The 17,277-nt window shown below is 57.0% G+C and carries 14 protein-coding genes; 6 read left to right on the top strand and 8 right to left on the bottom strand.

Annotation, left to right across the window (positions count from 1 at the left end; genetic code table 11):
- Positions 1-73: 73 nt before the first annotated feature.
- Positions 74-604, bottom strand: a complete 531-nt coding sequence (gene dsbB, locus PUP35_RS12930; RefSeq protein WP_063408593.1) for a disulfide bond formation protein DsbB — start codon at positions 602-604, stop codon at positions 74-76.
- Positions 605-747: 143 nt separating this feature from the next.
- Entirely contained in the window at positions 748-2,286 is a 1,539-nt protein-coding gene (gene nhaB, locus PUP35_RS12925; protein WP_111964783.1) for a Na(+)/H(+) antiporter NhaB, read from the bottom strand.
- Between the two features lie 200 nt (positions 2,287-2,486).
- Between nhaB and fadR the strand changes: the two genes are divergently transcribed.
- On the top strand, positions 2,487-3,206 hold the full coding sequence (fadR, locus tag PUP35_RS12920) for a fatty acid metabolism transcriptional regulator FadR (protein ID WP_023336056.1): 720 nt from the start codon (positions 2,487-2,489) through the stop codon (positions 3,204-3,206).
- Between the two features lie 44 nt (positions 3,207-3,250).
- Here fadR and PUP35_RS12915 read toward each other — a convergent pair whose 3' ends face one another.
- Positions 3,251-4,783 carry a SpoVR family protein gene (locus PUP35_RS12915; protein WP_023293929.1) on the bottom strand — a complete coding sequence of 511 codons (1,533 nt, stop codon included), beginning with the start codon at positions 4,781-4,783 and terminating at the stop codon, positions 3,251-3,253.
- A 321-nt stretch (positions 4,784-5,104) separates the two neighbouring features.
- On the opposite strand from PUP35_RS12915, the gene PUP35_RS12910 reads away from it, so the two are divergent.
- Together PUP35_RS12910 and dadX are read left to right on the top strand one after the other, a co-directional pair.
- Positions 5,105-6,403 (top strand): D-amino acid dehydrogenase, encoded by a 1,299-nt coding sequence (locus PUP35_RS12910; RefSeq protein ID WP_023312179.1) that lies wholly within the window; start codon positions 5,105-5,107, stop codon positions 6,401-6,403.
- A gap of 9 nt (positions 6,404-6,412) precedes the next feature.
- Positions 6,413-7,483 (top strand): catabolic alanine racemase DadX, encoded by a 1,071-nt coding sequence (gene dadX, locus PUP35_RS12905; protein WP_127731402.1) that lies wholly within the window; start codon positions 6,413-6,415, stop codon positions 7,481-7,483.
- A gap of 47 nt (positions 7,484-7,530) precedes the next feature.
- On the opposite strand, the gene PUP35_RS12900 is transcribed toward dadX, so the two are convergent.
- Both PUP35_RS12900 and ldcA read right to left on the bottom strand, forming a co-directional pair.
- Positions 7,531-9,264, bottom strand: a complete 1,734-nt coding sequence (locus tag PUP35_RS12900) for a potassium/proton antiporter (RefSeq protein WP_111964781.1) — start codon at positions 9,262-9,264, stop codon at positions 7,531-7,533.
- A gap of 97 nt (positions 9,265-9,361) precedes the next feature.
- On the bottom strand, positions 9,362-10,276 hold the full coding sequence (gene ldcA / locus PUP35_RS12895; RefSeq protein WP_274239997.1) for a muramoyltetrapeptide carboxypeptidase: 915 nt from the start codon (positions 10,274-10,276) through the stop codon (positions 9,362-9,364).
- Between the two features lie 106 nt (positions 10,277-10,382).
- Here ldcA and emtA point away from each other — a divergent pair, with 106 nt between their 5' ends.
- Positions 10,383-10,994 carry a membrane-bound lytic murein transglycosylase EmtA gene (gene emtA, locus PUP35_RS12890; protein WP_024909815.1) on the top strand — a complete coding sequence of 204 codons (612 nt, stop codon included), beginning with the start codon at positions 10,383-10,385 and terminating at the stop codon, positions 10,992-10,994.
- A gap of 37 nt (positions 10,995-11,031) precedes the next feature.
- Here the strand turns inward: emtA and ycgR are convergent, their stop codons facing one another.
- Positions 11,032-11,763: a flagellar brake protein YcgR gene (gene ycgR, locus PUP35_RS12885; protein ID WP_023312174.1), complete on the bottom strand. Its 732-nt coding sequence runs from the start codon at positions 11,761-11,763 to the stop codon at positions 11,032-11,034.
- Positions 11,764-11,971: 208 nt separating this feature from the next.
- Here ycgR and PUP35_RS12880 point away from each other — a divergent pair, with 208 nt between their 5' ends.
- Both PUP35_RS12880 and PUP35_RS12875 read left to right on the top strand, forming a co-directional pair.
- On the top strand, positions 11,972-12,226 hold the full coding sequence (locus PUP35_RS12880) for a GlsB/YeaQ/YmgE family stress response membrane protein (RefSeq protein WP_008502662.1): 255 nt from the start codon (positions 11,972-11,974) through the stop codon (positions 12,224-12,226).
- Positions 12,227-12,338: 112 nt separating this feature from the next.
- On the top strand, positions 12,339-14,441 hold the full coding sequence (locus PUP35_RS12875; RefSeq protein WP_274239992.1) for a TonB-dependent siderophore receptor: 2,103 nt from the start codon (positions 12,339-12,341) through the stop codon (positions 14,439-14,441).
- A gap of 63 nt (positions 14,442-14,504) precedes the next feature.
- Here PUP35_RS12875 and PUP35_RS12870 read toward each other — a convergent pair whose 3' ends face one another.
- Both PUP35_RS12870 and PUP35_RS12865 read right to left on the bottom strand, forming a co-directional pair.
- Positions 14,505-16,190, bottom strand: coding sequence for an alpha,alpha-trehalase (locus PUP35_RS12870; protein ID WP_274239990.1), 1,686 nt, complete (start codon positions 16,188-16,190; stop codon positions 14,505-14,507).
- A 102-nt stretch (positions 16,191-16,292) separates the two neighbouring features.
- Positions 16,293-17,249 (bottom strand): AraC family transcriptional regulator, encoded by a 957-nt coding sequence (locus PUP35_RS12865; RefSeq protein ID WP_111964777.1) that lies wholly within the window; start codon positions 17,247-17,249, stop codon positions 16,293-16,295.
- Positions 17,250-17,277 lie beyond the last annotated feature (28 nt).

Here is a 17,277-nt window from a genome sequence, read left to right as displayed (position 1 = left end):
TGTGTCGGGTGGCGCTGCGCTTACCCGACCTACAAAACCGTAGGCCCGCGCAAGCGAAGCGCCGCCGGGCAACTTAGCGCCCAAATAGATCGCGTTTCTTCGGTTTGAACGGCTGGGCAATCAGCACCAGCAGCGCCACGATGAAGTAGGCGGCAAAAATGCCCACCAGCCACTGCGGCATCTCCAGCGTCAGGAATTCCCACTGGCGAACGGAGCAGTCACCGGATGCAACGAACACCTGCGGCAGCCATTTATCCAGCGGCAGCCAGCTCGGGAAGCGGGCGGCAAAATCGCAGGTCATAAACGGCGACGGATGCAGCTGCATCATGGTGTGCTGCCAGGAGAGTTCAATGCCTTTCCAGGCGCTGTACAGCCAGATCGCGATAGCGGCATAGCGAAGCGGCGACTTCGGCGCAATTGCGCCCACCAGGCCCGCCCCCATAATGCCGAACAGCGCGCAGCGTTCATAAATACAAAGCACGCAAGGTTTCAGTCCCATTACGTGCTGGAACCACAGCGCGACCATTTCCAGCGCAAAGGCGGTCAGGGCCATTAACAACCACGCTCCGCGACCGCGGGAGCACTGGTTTAAAAATCTCAACATAATCATTTCCCTGGAACATGCTTAGAAAGCGCAGTGTAAACGAATTCGTTTATCGCGCCACCTGTACCTGGCGAAATAAAACGTAATTGGATGTTTATCGTGCGAAAAGGCAAACGGGCAGCGAACTGCCCGAGATGCATAGTTTACTGCGCCGCAAGTATACCCGCTTGTATCAACCATTGCGTACAGGGAATGAGGGTAATTTTGACGCAAAGCAATCCCACGATCGTGAGCACCAGCGTGTAGGGCAGCGCCATCCACACCATCCGGCCATAAGAAAGACGTATGAGCGGCGCGAGAGCGGAGGTCAGCAGGAACAGGAAGGCGGCCTGGCCGTTTGGCGTCGCCACCGACGGAAGGTTGGTGCCGGTATTGATCGCCACTGCCAGCAGCTCAAACTGTCCGGCGCTGATAACGCCTTGCTCCATAGCGGCTTTGGCCTCGTTGATGTAGACCGTCCCGACAAAGACGTTATCTGAGATTGACGAGAGCAGGCCGTTAAACAGGTAAAACAGCGAAAGCTGAGCATCCGGTGACGCCTGTAATACAAAGGCAATAATCGGCGCGAAGAGATGCTGGTCGATAATCACCGCCACGACCGCAAAGAACACCGCCAGCAGGGCGGTAAACGGCAGGGCTTCGGTAAACGCTTTACCGATGGCATGTTCGTCCGTCACGCCGGTAAAGGTGGTGGCGAGAATAATGACTGACAGGCCTATCAGCCCCACTTCGGCAAGATGAAGCGCCAGCGCGGCGATAAGCCAGACGCCGATGATCCCCTGAGCAATCAGGCGCAGCGTCTCCTGGCGGGTCCGCTGGCGTCGGCTTTGCAGATCGAATTTATGCAGTTCCTGACGTACCGGCTCCGGGAGTTGGGCCCCGTAGCCAAAGAGGCGAAATTTTTCCACCAGCAGACAGGTCGCCAGCCCGCAGATCAGCACCGGTACGCTGACCGGGGCCATTCTCAGGAAGAAATCACCGAAGTGCCAGCCCGCCGCTTTGGCAATGATCAGGTTTTGCGGCTCGCCCACCATGGTCATCACGCCGCCCAGCGCGGTACCGACCCCAGCGTGCATCATCAGGCTGCGCAGAAACGCGCGGAACTGTTCCAGCACGTCACGGTTATGCGCATCGACGTGGCTGTCATCCTGCAAATCTTCACCCGGACGAGAGGAGGCCACGCGGTGATAAATCCCGTAAAACCCCACCGCTACGCTTATCACTACCGCGACCACTGTCAGCGCGTCCAGGAAGGCCGACAGGAAGGCGGCGGCAAGGCAAAACGCCAGCGAGAGGAACATTTTTGACGGAATGCTGAGCAGCAGGCGCGTGAAGATAAACAGTAGCAGCTGTTTCATGAAGTAGATGCCCGCCACCATAAACATCAGCAGCAGAAGCACTTCGAGATTTGACGCCAGCTCTGCTTTGACATGCTCGGCGCTGGTCATGCCGATGACGACGGCTTCAAACGCCAGCAATCCGCCCGGCAGCAGGGGATAACATTTTAGCGCCATGGCCAGGGTGAAGATAAACTCTGCCACCAGCAGCCAGCCGGCGATAAAGGGATTCACACTAAAAATGATGGGATTAACGACCAGGAAAACCAGCAGTATCAGCTTATACCAGTCAGGAGACTGACCTAAAAAATTGCGCCATAGCGCGCGCCCAAAAGAAATTTCCACAACAGACGTCCTTCCCGTCAAGTAAGACAAAGCATCAGTATACGCAAAAAATGCGGCCTGGAGGCGGATAAGGCGGCATTGTAAATTTCACAAAAATGAAACGGCGATCCCTCTTTTCTCTCTTTGCCGCGCTACCTGCCACTGGCTGCCTCTGGTATGATGAGTCCAATTTGCTAAAGCTGTGTAATGGAAATCTCACTATGGTCATTAAGGCGCAGAGCCCGGCGGGTTTCGCGGAAGAGTACATCATTGAAAGCATCTGGAATAATCGTTTCCCTGCGGGGTCCATTCTTCCGGCTGAACGCGAACTCTCTGAACTGATTGGCGTCACTCGCACCACGCTGCGTGAAGTGCTTCAGCGGCTGGCGCGCGATGGCTGGTTGACGATCCAGCATGGTAAGCCTACGAAAGTAAACAACTTCTGGGAAACATCCGGGTTAAACATTCTTGAAACGCTGGCGCGTCTCGACCATGAAAGCGTGCCGCAGCTCATTGATAATCTGCTCTCCGTTCGCACCAACATCGCGACGATCTTTATTCGTACAGCTTTCCGTCAGCATCCGGAAGACGCCCTTGCGGTGCTGGCCAGCGCGAACGAGGTGGAAGATCATGCTGATGCCTTTGCCACCCTCGATTACAACGTGTTTCGCGGCCTGGCGTTTGCCTCCGGCAACCCTGTTTACGGCCTGATCCTCAACGGTATGAAAGGGCTTTATACCCGCATTGGCCGCCACTACTTTGCCAATCCGGAAGCGCGTAGCCTGGCGCTGGGCTTCTACCATAAGCTGAGCAAGCTCTGTACTGAAGGTCTGCACGATCAGGTTTATGAGACGGTGCGCCGCTACGGTCACGATTCCGGTGAAATCTGGCACCGTATGCAGAAAACGCTGCCGGGTGATTTAGCGATTCAGACCCGCTAAAAGAAAAACCTCTCGTATGAGAGGTTTTTTTTCGTCGGGTGGCGCTACAGCGTATTCAACCGCGCCGGGCAGCGTTCCAGCAGCTCGACGCTGCCGTCTTCATTCTGCTGCTCCAGCTGCACGTCAAAGCCCCACAGGCGATGCACATGCTTCAGCACCTCTTTACGCCCTTTATCCAGCGGCGCGCGATTGTGCGGGATATAGCGCAACGTCAGGGAGCGGTCACCGCGCAAATCGACGTTCCATACCTGAATATTCGGTTCAAGGTTGCTCAGGTTGTACTGGGAGGAAAGGCGAGAGCGGATCTCACGGTATCCCTCTTCGTTATGGATTGCTGAAATCTCCAGATAGTTGTTGCGATCGTCGTCCAGCACGGTGAAGAAGCGGAAGTCACGCATGATCTTCGGCGACATAAACTGGCTGATGAAGCTCTCATCCTTAAAGTCGCGCATCGCAAAGTGCAGCGTTTCCAGCCAGTCTGACCCGGCGATATCCGGGAACCAGTACTTGTCTTCTTCCGTCGGCGACTGGCAGATACGCTTAATGTCCTGGAACATGGCAAAGCCAAGGGCATACGGGTTAATCCCGCTGTACCACGGGCTGTTGTAGGGCGGCTGGAACACCACGTTAGTATGGCTGTGGAGGAACTCCATCATGAACCGCTCGGTGACTTTCCCCTCGTCGTACAGATGGTTGAGGATAGTGTAGTGCCAGAAGGTCGCCCAGCCTTCGTTCATCACCTGCGTCTGCTTTTGCGGATAGAAATACTGGCTGACCTTGCGCACGATACGCAGGATCTCACGCTGCCACGGCTCCAGCAGCGGGGCGTTCTTCTCCATAAAATAGAGCAGGTTTTCCTGCGGCTCGGACGGATAACGACGCGCTTCGGCGATCGTTTTTTCCTCCTCACGCTTCGGCAGGGTGCGCCACAGCATGTTCACCTGGCTTTGCAGATACTCTTCGCGGCTTTTCTGCCGGGCTTTCTCCTCCTGCAGGGAGATTTTCTGCGGACGTTTGTAGCGGTCCACGCCGTAGTTCATCAGCGCGTGGCAGGAGTCGAGCAGTTTTTCCACTTCGTCCACGCCGTAGCGCTCTTCGCAGTCGGTAATGTATTTACGGGCGAAGATCAGGTAATCGACGATGGAGCTGGCATCCGTCCAGCTGCGGAACAGATAGTTATTCTTGAAAAAGGAGTTGTGCCCGTAGCAGGCGTGCGCCATCACCAGCGCCTGCATGGTAATGGTGTTCTCTTCCATTAAATAGGCGATACACGGATTGGAGTTGATGACGATCTCATATGCCAGACCCTGCTGCCCGTGCTTATACAGCCGCTCCGTTTCAATGAATTTCTTACCAAAAGACCAGTGCGGATAGTTAATCGGCATCCCGACGCTGGAGTAGGCGTCCATCATCTGTTCGGACGTAATGACTTCAATCTGATGGGGATAGGTATCCAGGCGGTACAGTTTTGCGACCCGGTCGATCTCGGCGAGGTAAACATCCAGCAGCTCGAAGGTCCAGTCGGGTCCATCGCTCAGACGTGTGTTGTCCTTGTTCAGGGAATCAATAGTAGCCATTAGCGCGCCCTCGTTGTGGGTGCTCTCTCTGTCTGGAGAGCCTCCTTTCAAGCATAGATCAACGTGTTAAAAAGCGTGCTGGGGCAGAAATTTTTTCTTTGCGATTTCGCGTTTTTGATACGGCAAAAAAACGGTGTCCATCAGCATTTTATGCTGGTTAAAAATAACGCGCAGCAGGAGATCCCAAATTAGCACTATCCCCTGATGCTGGGGGATGTGTGAGGTAAGTCACCATAAAAAAGTCGTATGTTGAATAATATTTTCAACTAGGTTATCAATCTGTAATTAGAAGATTGTTCTTTTGCACATAATGGAGTGGCTATGCGTGTTGTCATACTGGGAAGTGGTGTCGTTGGGGTAACCAGCGCCTGGTATTTAAGTCAGGCGGGACATGACGTCACCGTTATCGATCGTGAGTCAGGCCCTGCGCTGGAAACCAGCGCGGCGAACGCCGGGCAAATCTCTCCCGGCTATGCGGCACCGTGGGCAGCGCCGGGCGTTCCGCTGAAGGCGATTAAATGGATGTTCCAGCGCCACGCGCCGCTGGCCATCAGCCTTGACGGCACGCAGTTCCAGCTCAAGTGGATGTGGCAGATGCTGCGCAACTGTGACACCCGCCACTACATGGAGAACAAAGGGCGCATGGTGCGCCTGGCGGAATACAGCCGCGACTGCCTGAAAGCGCTGCGCGCGTCGACGGGTATTGAGTATGAAGGCCGCCAGGGCGGGACGCTGCAGCTGTTCCGCACCGAGCAGCAGTACGAAAATGCCACCCGCGATATCGCCGTGCTGGAAGATGCCGGTGTACCTTACCAGCTGCTGGAAGCCAGCCAGCTAGGCCAGGTTGAACCGGCGCTGGCGGAAGTTGCGCATAAGCTGACGGGCGGCCTGCGCCTGCCGAATGACGAAACCGGCGACTGCCAGCTCTTTACGCAGCGTCTGGCGCAAATGTGCGAACAGGCGGGGGTGAAATTCCGCTTTAACACCTCTGTCGACAAGCTGCTGTCGGAAGGGGAAAAAATTTACGGCGTGAAGTGCGGCGACGAGGTGATCAAAGCCGATGCCTACGTGATGGCGTTTGGTTCGTACTCCACCGCCATGCTGAAAGGTATTCTCGATATTCCGGTCTACCCGCTGAAGGGCTACTCGCTGACCATTCCGGTAAAAGAAGAGAGCGGCGCTCCGGTGTCGACCATTCTGGATGAAACCTACAAAATCGCCATTACCCGCTTCGATAACCGCATCCGCGTAGGCGGCATGGCGGAGATCGTCGGCTTCAACACCGAGCTGCTGAAGCCGCGTCGTGAAACGCTGGAGATGGTCGTGGGCGATCTCTTCCCGCGAGGAGGTTTTGTTGAGCAGGCGACGTTCTGGACCGGCCTGCGTCCGATGACCCCGGACGGCACGCCGATCGTGGGCCGCACGCCGTTTAAAAACCTGTGGACCAATACCGGACACGGCACGCTTGGCTGGACGATGGCCTGCGGATCGGGCCAGCTGCTGAGCGACCTGATTTCCGGGCGCACGCCGGCAATTCCGTTTGACGATTTAAGCGCCGCGCGCTATCAATCGGGGTTTACGCCGTCGCGTCCACAGCACCTGCACGGCGCGCATAGCTAAGGAGTTGTCATGTCCCGTCCTGTTCTGGCCCAGCTGAACCTGCAGGCCCTGAAGGATAATCTGCAAATTGTTCGCCGGGCGGCGCCTGGTTCGCGCGTCTGGTCTGTGGTGAAAGCGAATGCTTACGGCCACGGTATTGACCGTATCTGGAGCGCCCTGAGCGCCACCGACGGCTTTGCGCTCCTGAACCTGGAAGAGGCCATTCTGCTGCGCGAGCGCGGCTGGAAAGGGCCGATACTGCTTCTGGAGGGCTTCTTCCACGCGGACGATCTGCCGCTGCTGGATAAGTATCGGCTGACCACCAGCGTTCACAGCAACTGGCAGATTAAGGCGATTCAGGATGCGAAACTCCACGCGCCGCTGGATATTTACCTCAAGGTGAACAGCGGTATGAATCGTCTGGGCTTCCAGCCTGAGCGCGTGCATACGGTCTGGCAGCAGCTGCGCGCCATGAAAAACGTGGGCGAAATGACGCTGATGGCCCATTTTGCCGACGCGGAAAAACCGGACGGCATTGCCGATGCTATGGTCCGCATTGAGCAGGCGGCAGAAGGGCTGGACTGTCCGCGCTCGCTGTCAAATTCGGCGGCCACGCTCTGGCATCCTGAGGCGCACTACAACTGGGTGCGTCCGGGGATCGTTCTTTACGGTGCGTCACCCTCGGGCCAGTGGCAGGACATCGCCAACAGCGGCCTGAAGCCGGTGATGACCCTGCGCAGCGAAATCATTGGCGTGCAAACCCTGAAGGCCGGCGACACGGTGGGCTACGGCAGCCGCTACCGGGCAAAGGGCGAACAGCGGATTGGCATCGTGGCGGGCGGCTATGCCGACGGCTACCCGCGCATCGCGCCGACCGGCACGCCTGTCTGGGTCGATGGGGTTCGCACGGGAACGGTGGGCACCATATCAATGGATATGCTGGCCGTTGACCTGACGCCATGCCCGCAGGCGGGCATCGGTTCACCGGTCGAGCTGTGGGGTAACGAAATTAAGATTGATGACGTTGCTGCCGCTGCGGGCACGGTGGGGTACGAATTGATGTGCGCGCTGGCACCGAGAGTGCCGGTTGTGACGGTGTAACGAGTATTAGTGTCGGGTGGCGCTAGCGCCACCCGGCAAAAAAACCGCTACTCCGCTTCATCTTCCATCGGCCTGACGCCGACTTTCCTGACCGCGTTATCTTCTTTCTCCGCAACCGTCCAGATCATCCCGGCGAACTCCACCTGGTCGCCGACAACAGGGGCCGCCCCCAGCAGTTGCTGAATGATTTCCCCCAGCGTTTGCTGCTTGTCGCGGTACTCCAGCCCTTCATCCAGGCCGTAAATCAGCGCCACATCGGCAAATTTAGCGCTGGCTTCCAGAATAAAATCGCCGAAGAAACGCTGATCCAGCGCCACCGGAGGCGACTGGCTGAACAGTTTGCCCAGCGCGGGCAGGTCGCGCTCGCGGCCAATCACGCAGAGAATATCCCCTTCGCGCAGGCGGGTGCTGCCTGTAGGGTGCAGCAGGACATTATCGCGGAACAGGGCGGCAATGCGCGTTTCAGTCGGCATGTGCAAATCGCGCAGCGAGGCCCCCACGCACCATTTGTCAGCGCTCAGCTGATAGACAAACTGTTCCCAAGGATTCTCTGGGTGAATATCGAGCCCCACGCGAGAGACCGGCCAACCCACGGGAGGCACCACAACTTTGGCTTTCTTCGCCGCCCACCCGAGGGAGGTTCCCTGGAACAGCAGCGAAATCAGCACCACGAAGAAGGCCACGTTAAAGAACAGCCGGGCGTTATCCAGACCGGCCATCATCGGGAAGACCGCAAGAATAATCGGTACCGCGCCGCGCAGGCCCACCCAGCTGATAAAGACCCGCTCGCGCAGGTTGAAGCCGCGAAACGGCAGCAGGCCTGCAAATACCGACAGCGGACGGGCGAAGAAGATCATCCACGCGGACAGCAGCAGCGCCGGAACGGCGATCGGCAGCAGGTCCGAAGGCGTAACCAGCAGGCCCAGCACCAGGAACATGCCAATTTGTGCCAGCCAGGCCAGGCCGTCGAAGTTCTGCAAAATGGCATGACGGTTACGGATCGGTCGGTTGCCCATCAGGAAACCGCAGAGATAGACGGCGAGAATGCCGCTGCCGTCCAGCGCGGTGGTAACGGCAAAAATAAGAATGCCGCCGCTCAGCGCCAGCAGGGGGTAAAGCCCCGCGGGCAGGGAGATGCGGTTGATCATCTGCTGTAAGAGGTATCCCCCCGCCAGGCCAATAACAATCCCCAGCCCGAACTGCTGCAGGATATGCCAGACGAACATCCAGCTCAGGCCCGTCTCGTGCTGCTGGATCATCTCAATCAGCGTGATGGTGAGAAACACCGCCATCGGATCGTTACTGCCGGATTCAATTTCAAGCGTGGAGCCAACGCGTTCGTTAAGCCCTTTTCCGCCGAGCAGGGAAAACACCGCTGCCGCATCGGTTGAGCCAACAATCGCGCCAATCAGCAAACCTTCCATGATGTTGAGATGGAAAAGCCATGCGGCCATCATTCCGGTGAGGCCGGAGGTTATCAACACGCCAACCGTCGCGAGCGACAGCGCGGGCCCTAAGGCCACGCGGAAGGAGCTTGCCTGGGTGCGCATCCCGCCGTCCAGCAGGATCACCGCCAGCGCAAGGTTACTCACCATGTAGGCGAAAGGGTAGTTATCGAATGGGATACCGCCAATACCATCAATGCCGGCCAGCATGCCGATGGCGAGGAAAATGACAAGAATAGGTATGCCGAGACGCGATGAAAATGAACTTAATAAAATACTGCTGGTTACAAGGACCGAACCCAGAATGAAAAGGCTGATTATCGCTGCGGCATCCAATGTTCTCTTACTCCCACCTCAATGTTAACGCTGTTACTAAAACCCTAACATATTAACGACGGCAACAGCGTTTTATTAAGGGGGTATAACGGCTTTTTTATGCCTTTATGACAGGATGGCCGCTGATGGTCAGCCGACTGCCTGAATCATTGTGGATCAGGGAGGCATGCGCCCCCAGCGCCAGGGTCACGGTTTGCTGCTCATGACCAAAATCCAGACCGGTGATGACCGGAACATCCAGCCGCGAGCGAATGAACTCAACCATGGTTTCCAGGGAGTAACCCGCGTCATAGTCATTCGGGGCTGAGCCGCTGAAGCTGCCCAGCACAATTGCGGACTGGCGCTCAAGAATACCGGCATGATAGAGCTGCAACAGCATGCGCTCGACGCGGAACGGATGTTCGTTGATATCTTCCAGCACCAGAATGCCGTCCTCGATTTGCGGCATCCACGGCGTGCCGATAAGCGAGACCAGCATGGCCAGGTTACCGCCCCAGAGCTGACCTTCACATTCCCAGTGCGGTCCATTGCCTTGCCACTCCACGCTGTAGGTGGAATTGCGCAGCGCACGCCAGAAGTGTTCCACGGTAAACGCATCCAGCTCCGGTGCGCCGAAGTTACCGGCCAGCATTGGGCCGCTGAAGGTGATAATGTCATACAGCGCCAGCAGCCCAAGCTGGATGACGGTGAAATCGCTGTGGCCGCAGATCAGCAGCGGATCCTGCTGCTGACGCTGTGCCAGCCCCTGCCAGTCAATGCTCTCCAGTAACCGGCTCGCACCATATCCGCCGCGCACCGCCAGCACAATCCGGTTTTCGCCCGTCAGGCTCACCAGACTATTGATATCATTCAGCCGCTGCGCTTCGGTACCGGCAAAACGCTGCTGGCGGCGGGGGATAATTGTCTGATTTTCTACCTGGTGGCCCGACTCCAGTAAACGCTGAACGCCCCGCTGCGCCGCATCCTGGTTAATGCAGTAGCCCGACGGCGCGATGAGATGAAACTGAGACATGGCAAATCCTTGCTGAATGAGAAACTAATTGTCTATATCATGCCGCTTATTCGCCGCCTGCTTCAAGAGCGGCGCACCGCAATGACCGGCTATAAGGATAGATGACGTGAAACTGAGATGGTTTGCTTTTTTGATTGTGTTGCTCGCTGGCTGTAGTTCAAAACATGATTATCAAAACCCGCCCTGGAACCCGGAAGTGCCGGTGAAGCGGGCCATGCAGTGGATGCCGATCAGTGAGCAAGCCGGGAAGGCCTGGGGCGTCAGTCCGCGTCTCATCACGGCGATCATTGCGGTGGAGTCAGGCGGTAATCCCACGCTCGTCAGCAAATCCAACGCGGTGGGCCTGATGCAGCTTAAAGCGTCAACGGCGGGGAAAGAAGTTTACCGCTATATGGGCTGGAGCGGCCAGCCGTCGACCAGCGAGCTGAAGAACCCGGAACGCAACATTTCAATGGGCACGGCCTATCTGAGCATCATGGAGCATGGCGTGCTGAAGGGCATTAAGGATCCGGAGGTGATGCAGTACGCGCTGGTGGTGTCTTACGTTAACGGTGCCGGCGCGTTGCTCAGAACCTTCTCTTCTGACCGAAAAGAGGCGATTGAAGAGATTAACGGCATGGACAAAGACGAATTCTTTGAACATGTGGCGAAAAATCATCCGGCACCACAGGCGCCTCGTTATATCTGGAAGGTACAGAAAGCGATGGATGCCATGTAATGCCGCAGACGGGCGGCGGTCACGCTGCCCGATTTCTTCACAGGACTTTATTTGCGCGTTCCCGCGCCTCCCGCTCCAGGGAATAGATAATACGCTGAAGCTCACGCTCTGCGCCTGGCCCGACGTTCAGGAAGCGGAAGCTCAGACGCGGCGTGGTGATGGTTTCGTTTTTGCTGTCCACGACGGTGCGGTCGCTGATGGCAATCAGCTGCGCATCGAAATAGAAGCGACCCCAGCCACCCATATCCAGTTCAATTTGCGTAAACCGCATGCCCTCTACCAGCCCGTCGGGTTTCGGCGTATCCATCAGTGCGCCCATGCCGCCAAGCGACAGATCGAAGAGGCGAAAGCGGATCTCTTTTTTGTCCGGCATTTTGGCCTTACAAAAATAGGCGGGATGGAGCGGGGCGCTGATGCGGAAATATTCACGACGCTGAACAAACCAGAGATTGGTCGGAAGGGGGGTCACAAAAGCCGGAAGTCCCTGGTATTCGCTTAGTTCCAGTCGCGACAGGACAAACTCCACTTTGGCCCCCTGCGTTTCGGCCATCACCGCGATGTTCTCCGCTTTCAGCGCCGCGCGGTTTTCGTACTCCTGACTGCCTAAATCAATCACCAGCCGATCCTGCGAGGCGTCAAGGATCTTGCTGATGAACTGATTATTCGACCAGCTGATGCGCAGCGGCACTTCACCTTTTTGCAGGTCGCGTAATACCCCTAATACAGCCAGCGGATTTTGCTTGAGGAACTGCTCACTGTAATGACTCACGCCGGATGGCTCCTTGATTGATGACAGACTGTCTTAGCGTTATCGGCAATCTGCAATGAAACTTAATACAAACCGGTGAGTTTTTTTTGCCTGTTTAACCAAAGATAAGTCGGTGAGATGAAAATGGTTTTCCGGCGATGACCTATACTTAAGTTAGCTGTGCAGAAGGTTTTCTGCGCACGCGTTAAACCTGCAAGAGGGCATCGCTATGGGTATCATCGCCTGGATTATCTTTGGTCTTATTGCTGGCGCTATCGCTAAACTGATCATGCCGGGAAACGATGGCGGCGGTTTTATTTTGACCTGTGTACTCGGGGTCGTTGGTGCGGTTGTGGGCGGCTGGCTGGCGACGATGTTTGGTTTTGGAGGCAACATAAGTGGTTTCGACCTGCACAGTTTTCTGGTCGCTGTCGTGGGTGCCATTGTGGTGCTGGGCATATTCAGGTTACTGCGACGAGCATAAATTCACATAAACGGCTCTCTGAGGAGGGCCGTTTTTTTGCCTGCGTATTGATTTGTTAATCTAAATGATAATAATTGTCGTTCCGTATTGCATCTAACAACAAGACGACATTATGAATACCTCACGTTTTACGCTATGCGCCCTGGCAGGCGCCGTCACGCTCGCACTGCATGTTCCGGCATTCGCCGAAGAATCCACTATCGTCGTCACCGGCTCAGAGCAGGGCAGCGCGCTGCCGGCCTGGACGAACAGCGCCACGAAATCGGCCGTTGCCGAAAGTAAAACGCCGCAGGTCATCACGACCGTCTCTGCGCCGGAAATAGAAAAGCGTCATGCGAATTCCGTGAATGAAATCCTGCGCTATGCTCCGGGCGTCTCAACCGAGGTGCGGGGGAATACGTCATACATGAGCGAATACAAAATTCGTGGCTTTACCGTCGACCAGGAGTTCTACAACGGGCTGCAGCTGCCCTATAACGTTACCGGCAATACCAAAGCGCGAATCGATCCGCTGTTGATTGACAGCGTTGATATCCTGAAAGGCCCCTCATCGGTACTTTACGGCGGCGGTTCACCGGGCGGGCTGGTGAATATTCAAAGCAAAAAACCGCAGCGTGAAGCCCGAACCGAAATCGGCGTTAACACCGGAAACCGTAATCTGAAAGAGGGCTATCTCGATTCAACCGGGCAGGTTGCCGACAGCAACTGGAACTACCGTCTGCTGGGCAAAGCCACGGAAAACGACGATCAGCCGCACACCACCCGGTATGAAAACTACCTGGTTGCGCCGTCCGTCACCTGGCAACCGGACAGCAAAACCCGCCTCACCCTGGACGCGCTGGCGCAAAACACCCCGAGCCTGACGCCGTCTAACCCGCTGCCGCTCGCCTACCTGCGCTCGAAATACGCGGGCAAGCGCGACTACGCCGGTGATGAGTGGAGCGGTTTTAAGCAGCGTCAGTGGATGCTGGGCTACAGCTTTGAACATGAATTTGACAGCGGCTGGGGCTTTAATCAGAAGGCTCGCTATTTTGATGTCGATACCCATCAGCGCAGCGTCTATGCAACGGGGACGGGAAGCGAGGTCTATCAGCTCAACCGCTTTGCCTACACCACGGATGAAGATCTGCAGAGCTTCAACATTGACAACCAGGTGACCAAAACCGTTGCTCTGGGCGAGTGGAAACACCACCTGCTGGCCGGGTTTGACTACCAGAAGCTGAACTCCCACTTCCACTACCGTTACGCATCTGCCACGCCGGGCATTGATATGCGTAATCCGGACTATTCGCAGATCGACGATAGCGCGCTGGGGCTTTATACCGCCCAGAAAAACCGTCTGAGCTATCAGCAGAACGGCTATTACCTGCAGGATCAGGTGGAGTTTGGCGGTCTCAACCTGCTGGGCAGCCTGCGCTACGACGATTACCGCTCCGTCACCACCAACTACCTGCAAAATGGTGATAAAGCCTGGGTGTCGCAGGATCGCGTCACCAAGCGCCTGGGCGCGCTTTACGCCTTCGATAGCGGAATTTCGCCGTTTATCAGCTATTCCGAAGGTTTTGCGCCGGTGTCGCCGCAGGGCACGCTCGTGGCGAAAGACGTTAAGCCGACCACCAGCAGGCAGGTGGAGGGTGGGGTGAAATATCTGCTGGCCGACTACGCCACCACCTTTACCGCCTCGGTGTTTAACATCCGTCAGAAAAATGTCGTCACCTCCGATCCGGGCTTCCTGAACTATCGTCAGACCGGGGAAGTGGAATCTAAAGGGGCAGAGCTCTCCGCCATTAGCCGTCCGACGGACAACCTGACGCTGATTGCCAACTACGCGTACACCCACGCGATCAACAGGGAAGATGACAAGTACAAAGGTAAACGTCCGACGCAGGTGCCGGAGAATGCCTTTAACCTCTGGGGGGATTACACCTTTGAGAGCACCGCGCTGAAAGGGCTGATGCTGGGCGCAGGCGCCCGCTACACCGGGCCGATGGAAATCTCTCCGGCAAACGACGCGGGTAAGCTGGGCGGCTCCACCCAGTACGATCTGGCGGCTTCATATCGGATGGGCGAGATCCTGCCTTCGCTGGCAGGGCTGACGCTTAAGGCCAGCGCGCAGAACATCACCAACAAAGAGACGCTGACCTGCTACGATGCGACCAACTGCTGGATTGGGCGTGACAGGACGTATCAGCTAGGGGCGAGTTACAGCTTCTAGGTAACTGCCTGTGAGTTCAAAATATAGGCCGGGTAAGGCGTAGCCGCACCCGGCATTACTCTCTTACTGCGCCGTCGCTTTCACCGGCGCAGCTTCATCATTCGCCGCAGGCCGATTCTCCGGCACGCTGTCGCAAGGTTTCTCTTTCGGGCAGACCCGATCCAGCATTTTCAGCGTCACGCCGTTGCTCCAGCCGAAGCCGTCCTGCAGCGGATACTCGCCGCCGCCGCCGCCCGTACCGGTGGTCGACACGTCATACTTTTCAACCAGTTTCTTTTCCCGGTCGTAAGTATGCTGAACGTTCTTCAGAAAGCGCCAGGTCACGTCCATCGAGACCTTCTCTTGCCCGTAATTCTGCAGCCCTTCCGCAGCCACCCATTGCAGGGGAGCCCAGCCGTTTGGCGCATCCCACTGCTGGCCGCTGTTTACGGTGGTTGTCGCTATCCCGCCCGGTTTCAACAGGCGCGACGAGGTTGCCGCGGCGACTTTATCGGCACGATCCTGCGCCGCCGCCTTCACGTAAAGCGGGAACAGGGCTGCGGCGGTGAGCTGATTGCGTACCTTCTTGCTCTTCAGATCGTAATCCGCGTACCAGCCCTCTTTATCATTCCACAGGTGGCTCTCGATGGCTTTCTGACGCGCCGTAGCCAGCGCTTCGTATTTACTTGCGCTGGCGGCGTCGCCGCTCTCCTGGCTAGCCCGCGCCAGCAGTTTCTCCATCTTAAACATCAGGGCGTTCAGATCCACGGGAACAATGCTGGTGGTCCGGATGGTGCCGAGCTTTTGCGGGTCGTCCATCCAGCGGGAGCTAAAGTCCCAGCCCGAGGCCGCGGCGGAACGTAAATCACGATAGATCTCGGTCGCGGGTCGGTTAGGGTTACTTTTGGCGGTATTTACATCGTCAAGCCAGGACTCCGGGCGCGGAGTGTCGCGGTCATCCCAGTAGCGGTTGAGGGTAGCGCCGTCGTCCAGCTTCACCACGCGCTTGTTGGCCTGGCCCGGCTGAAGGGCATTAACGCCGTCCATCCAGTAGGCATACTCTTTTTCCATCTGCGGACGATACTTCTTCAGCGCATCGCTGTCGTGGGTCGCCAGCAGTTCAACCATCATTGAGAAAAACGGCGGCTGGGAGCGGCTCAGGTAATAGCTGCGGTTGCCGTTGGGAATGTGGCCGAAGGTGTCAATCTCATAGGCAAAGTTATCCACCATGTCGCTGATTTTGTCCCAGTGATCGCTTTCTGCCAGGCCCAGCATGGTGAAATAGCTGTCCCAGTAGTAGACCTCGCGGAAACGTCCGCCAGGCACAACGTAAGGTTTCGGTAACGGCAGAAGGGAATCCCATTTGTTGCTGGCTTTATCGGTGGTGCGCGTCAGCACGGGCCAGAGATCGTCAATGTGCTCACGTAAACTTTGTCCAGCAGGCGGAACATATTTTTCCCCTTCCGCAGGGAGCGTAAAGTTCATCTCGACAAAGTGGCGTAAGTCAAAGCTGGACTGCGTGTGCTGCATCCGGTAGTCCGCCAGAATCATCAGCGGGTCGCTTTTGGGGACGGCATCAGCAAAGGTTTTCTGATCGGGAAACAGTTTGGCGCTTTGCACATCGTTAAACAGAGGGCCCAGCAAAATATCGGGTGAGGTTGTCTGGGCTGCGGGGCTATCGTCGGCATATCCCAGTGTCGTTACGCCGAGCAGCGCGCCGCCTAACGCAAGGGGCAAAAACGCGGGGCGTAGTGTACGAGGTCTTATCATCAGTTCGTCTCCTGTCTTCACTAAACAGCGTGACCGCTGTTGTCAATCACCTGAAAACCTTAGACGAATATTGCCCGCTTCGCGTTAAATATTGCCGGTCTTTCAGACCTCTTCCGCGGTCTGGCTGGCTTCCCGCAGCGTGCCCGGCGCATGTCCAATAATGCGCTTGAATGCCCGGCTGAAGGCTGCCAGAGAGCCGTATCCCAGCCGCAGCGCGACGGTTTCAATGGGTTGATTTTCATGCCGAATGTACTGAATCGCCAGCCGCATTCTCAGCTCGCTGAGATATTTTGCCGGAGTGGTTCCCGTCGCGGCCAGAAACCGTTCGGCGAACACGGAGCGGGACGTGCCCGCTTCTTTTGCCAGATCCGCGACGCTCCAGTTCAGGCCTGGCTGCTGGTGCATGGCGTAAATGGCCCGGCTCAGGCGCGGGTCGCGCAGAACCTGCACCCAGCCGGTGGCTTTACCGCAGCCGCCTTCAACCCAGCCGCGCACGATTAATGCCGCCACCACGTCGGCAAGGCGCGCAAGGATCCCGGCATACCCGGCCTGACGCGCCGCGGATTCCCGCTCCATCGCCGCCAGCAGCGGATGAATTTCCGGCCAGGTGGACATCAGCCGGCTGACCATCATCACTTCCGGCATCGCTTTGATCAGCGGCTGCATCCCACCCAGTTCAAAATCCATGCACCCGCTGAAGATGAGGGTGTTCTCGCTTTCCGGGCAGGGCTCGCAGGTGATAGCACACACCGAGCTGCAGATAGGCTCGCTCGGGAAGGCGTTGATGGGCGTAATGGTGGCCTGCTCGTCAGAGAGCAGGGCATGGGAATTCCCACCGGGAATAAAGAGGGCGTCGCCACCGCTCAGTTCGAACGTTGCACCGCTCTCCATGCGCAGCAGGGCGCTACCGTGGCTCACAAAATGGAACTGTGCCCGGCCGGGCGCCTGATGAAACGCGACGCCAAACGGCGCGCTGGCCTGGATCCGCCGGTATTTCACGCCTGAAAGACGCATGCCGCGTAAAAGTTCGCTGATCAGATCGGGTGACTGTACGGTCATGGCACAACTCCGGACGAATAATCAATAA

The organism is Enterobacter sp. S-33 (genome assembly GCF_028735835.1).
Taxonomy (GTDB): domain Bacteria; phylum Pseudomonadota; class Gammaproteobacteria; order Enterobacterales; family Enterobacteriaceae; genus Enterobacter; species Enterobacter vonholyi.
Note: the sequence above shows the minus strand (reverse complement) of the source record. Positions and strands in the feature narration are given on the sequence as shown.

Bases quoted from the DNA above. Each gene is read 5' to 3' on its own strand.
- dsbB (WP_063408593.1), bottom strand. From the start codon at position 604: ATGTTGAGATTTTTAAACCAGTGCTCCCGCGGTCGCGGAGCGTGGTTG.
- fadR (WP_023336056.1), top strand. From the start codon at position 2,487: ATGGTCATTAAGGCGCAGAGCCCGGCGGGTTTCGCGGAAGAGTACATC.
- PUP35_RS12915 (WP_023293929.1), bottom strand. From the start codon at position 4,783: ATGGCTACTATTGATTCCCTGAACAAGGACAACACACGTCTGAGCGAT.
- PUP35_RS12910 (WP_023312179.1), top strand. From the start codon at position 5,105: ATGCGTGTTGTCATACTGGGAAGTGGTGTCGTTGGGGTAACCAGCGCC.
- dadX (WP_127731402.1), top strand. From the start codon at position 6,413: ATGTCCCGTCCTGTTCTGGCCCAGCTGAACCTGCAGGCCCTGAAGGAT.
- ldcA (WP_274239997.1), bottom strand. From the start codon at position 10,276: ATGTCTCAGTTTCATCTCATCGCGCCGTCGGGCTACTGCATTAACCAG.
- PUP35_RS12880 (WP_008502662.1), top strand. From the start codon at position 11,972: ATGGGTATCATCGCCTGGATTATCTTTGGTCTTATTGCTGGCGCTATC.
- PUP35_RS12875 (WP_274239992.1), top strand. From the start codon at position 12,339: ATGAATACCTCACGTTTTACGCTATGCGCCCTGGCAGGCGCCGTCACG.
- PUP35_RS12870 (WP_274239990.1), bottom strand. From the start codon at position 16,190: ATGATAAGACCTCGTACACTACGCCCCGCGTTTTTGCCCCTTGCGTTA.
- PUP35_RS12865 (WP_111964777.1), bottom strand. From the start codon at position 17,249: ATGACCGTACAGTCACCCGATCTGATCAGCGAACTTTTACGCGGCATG.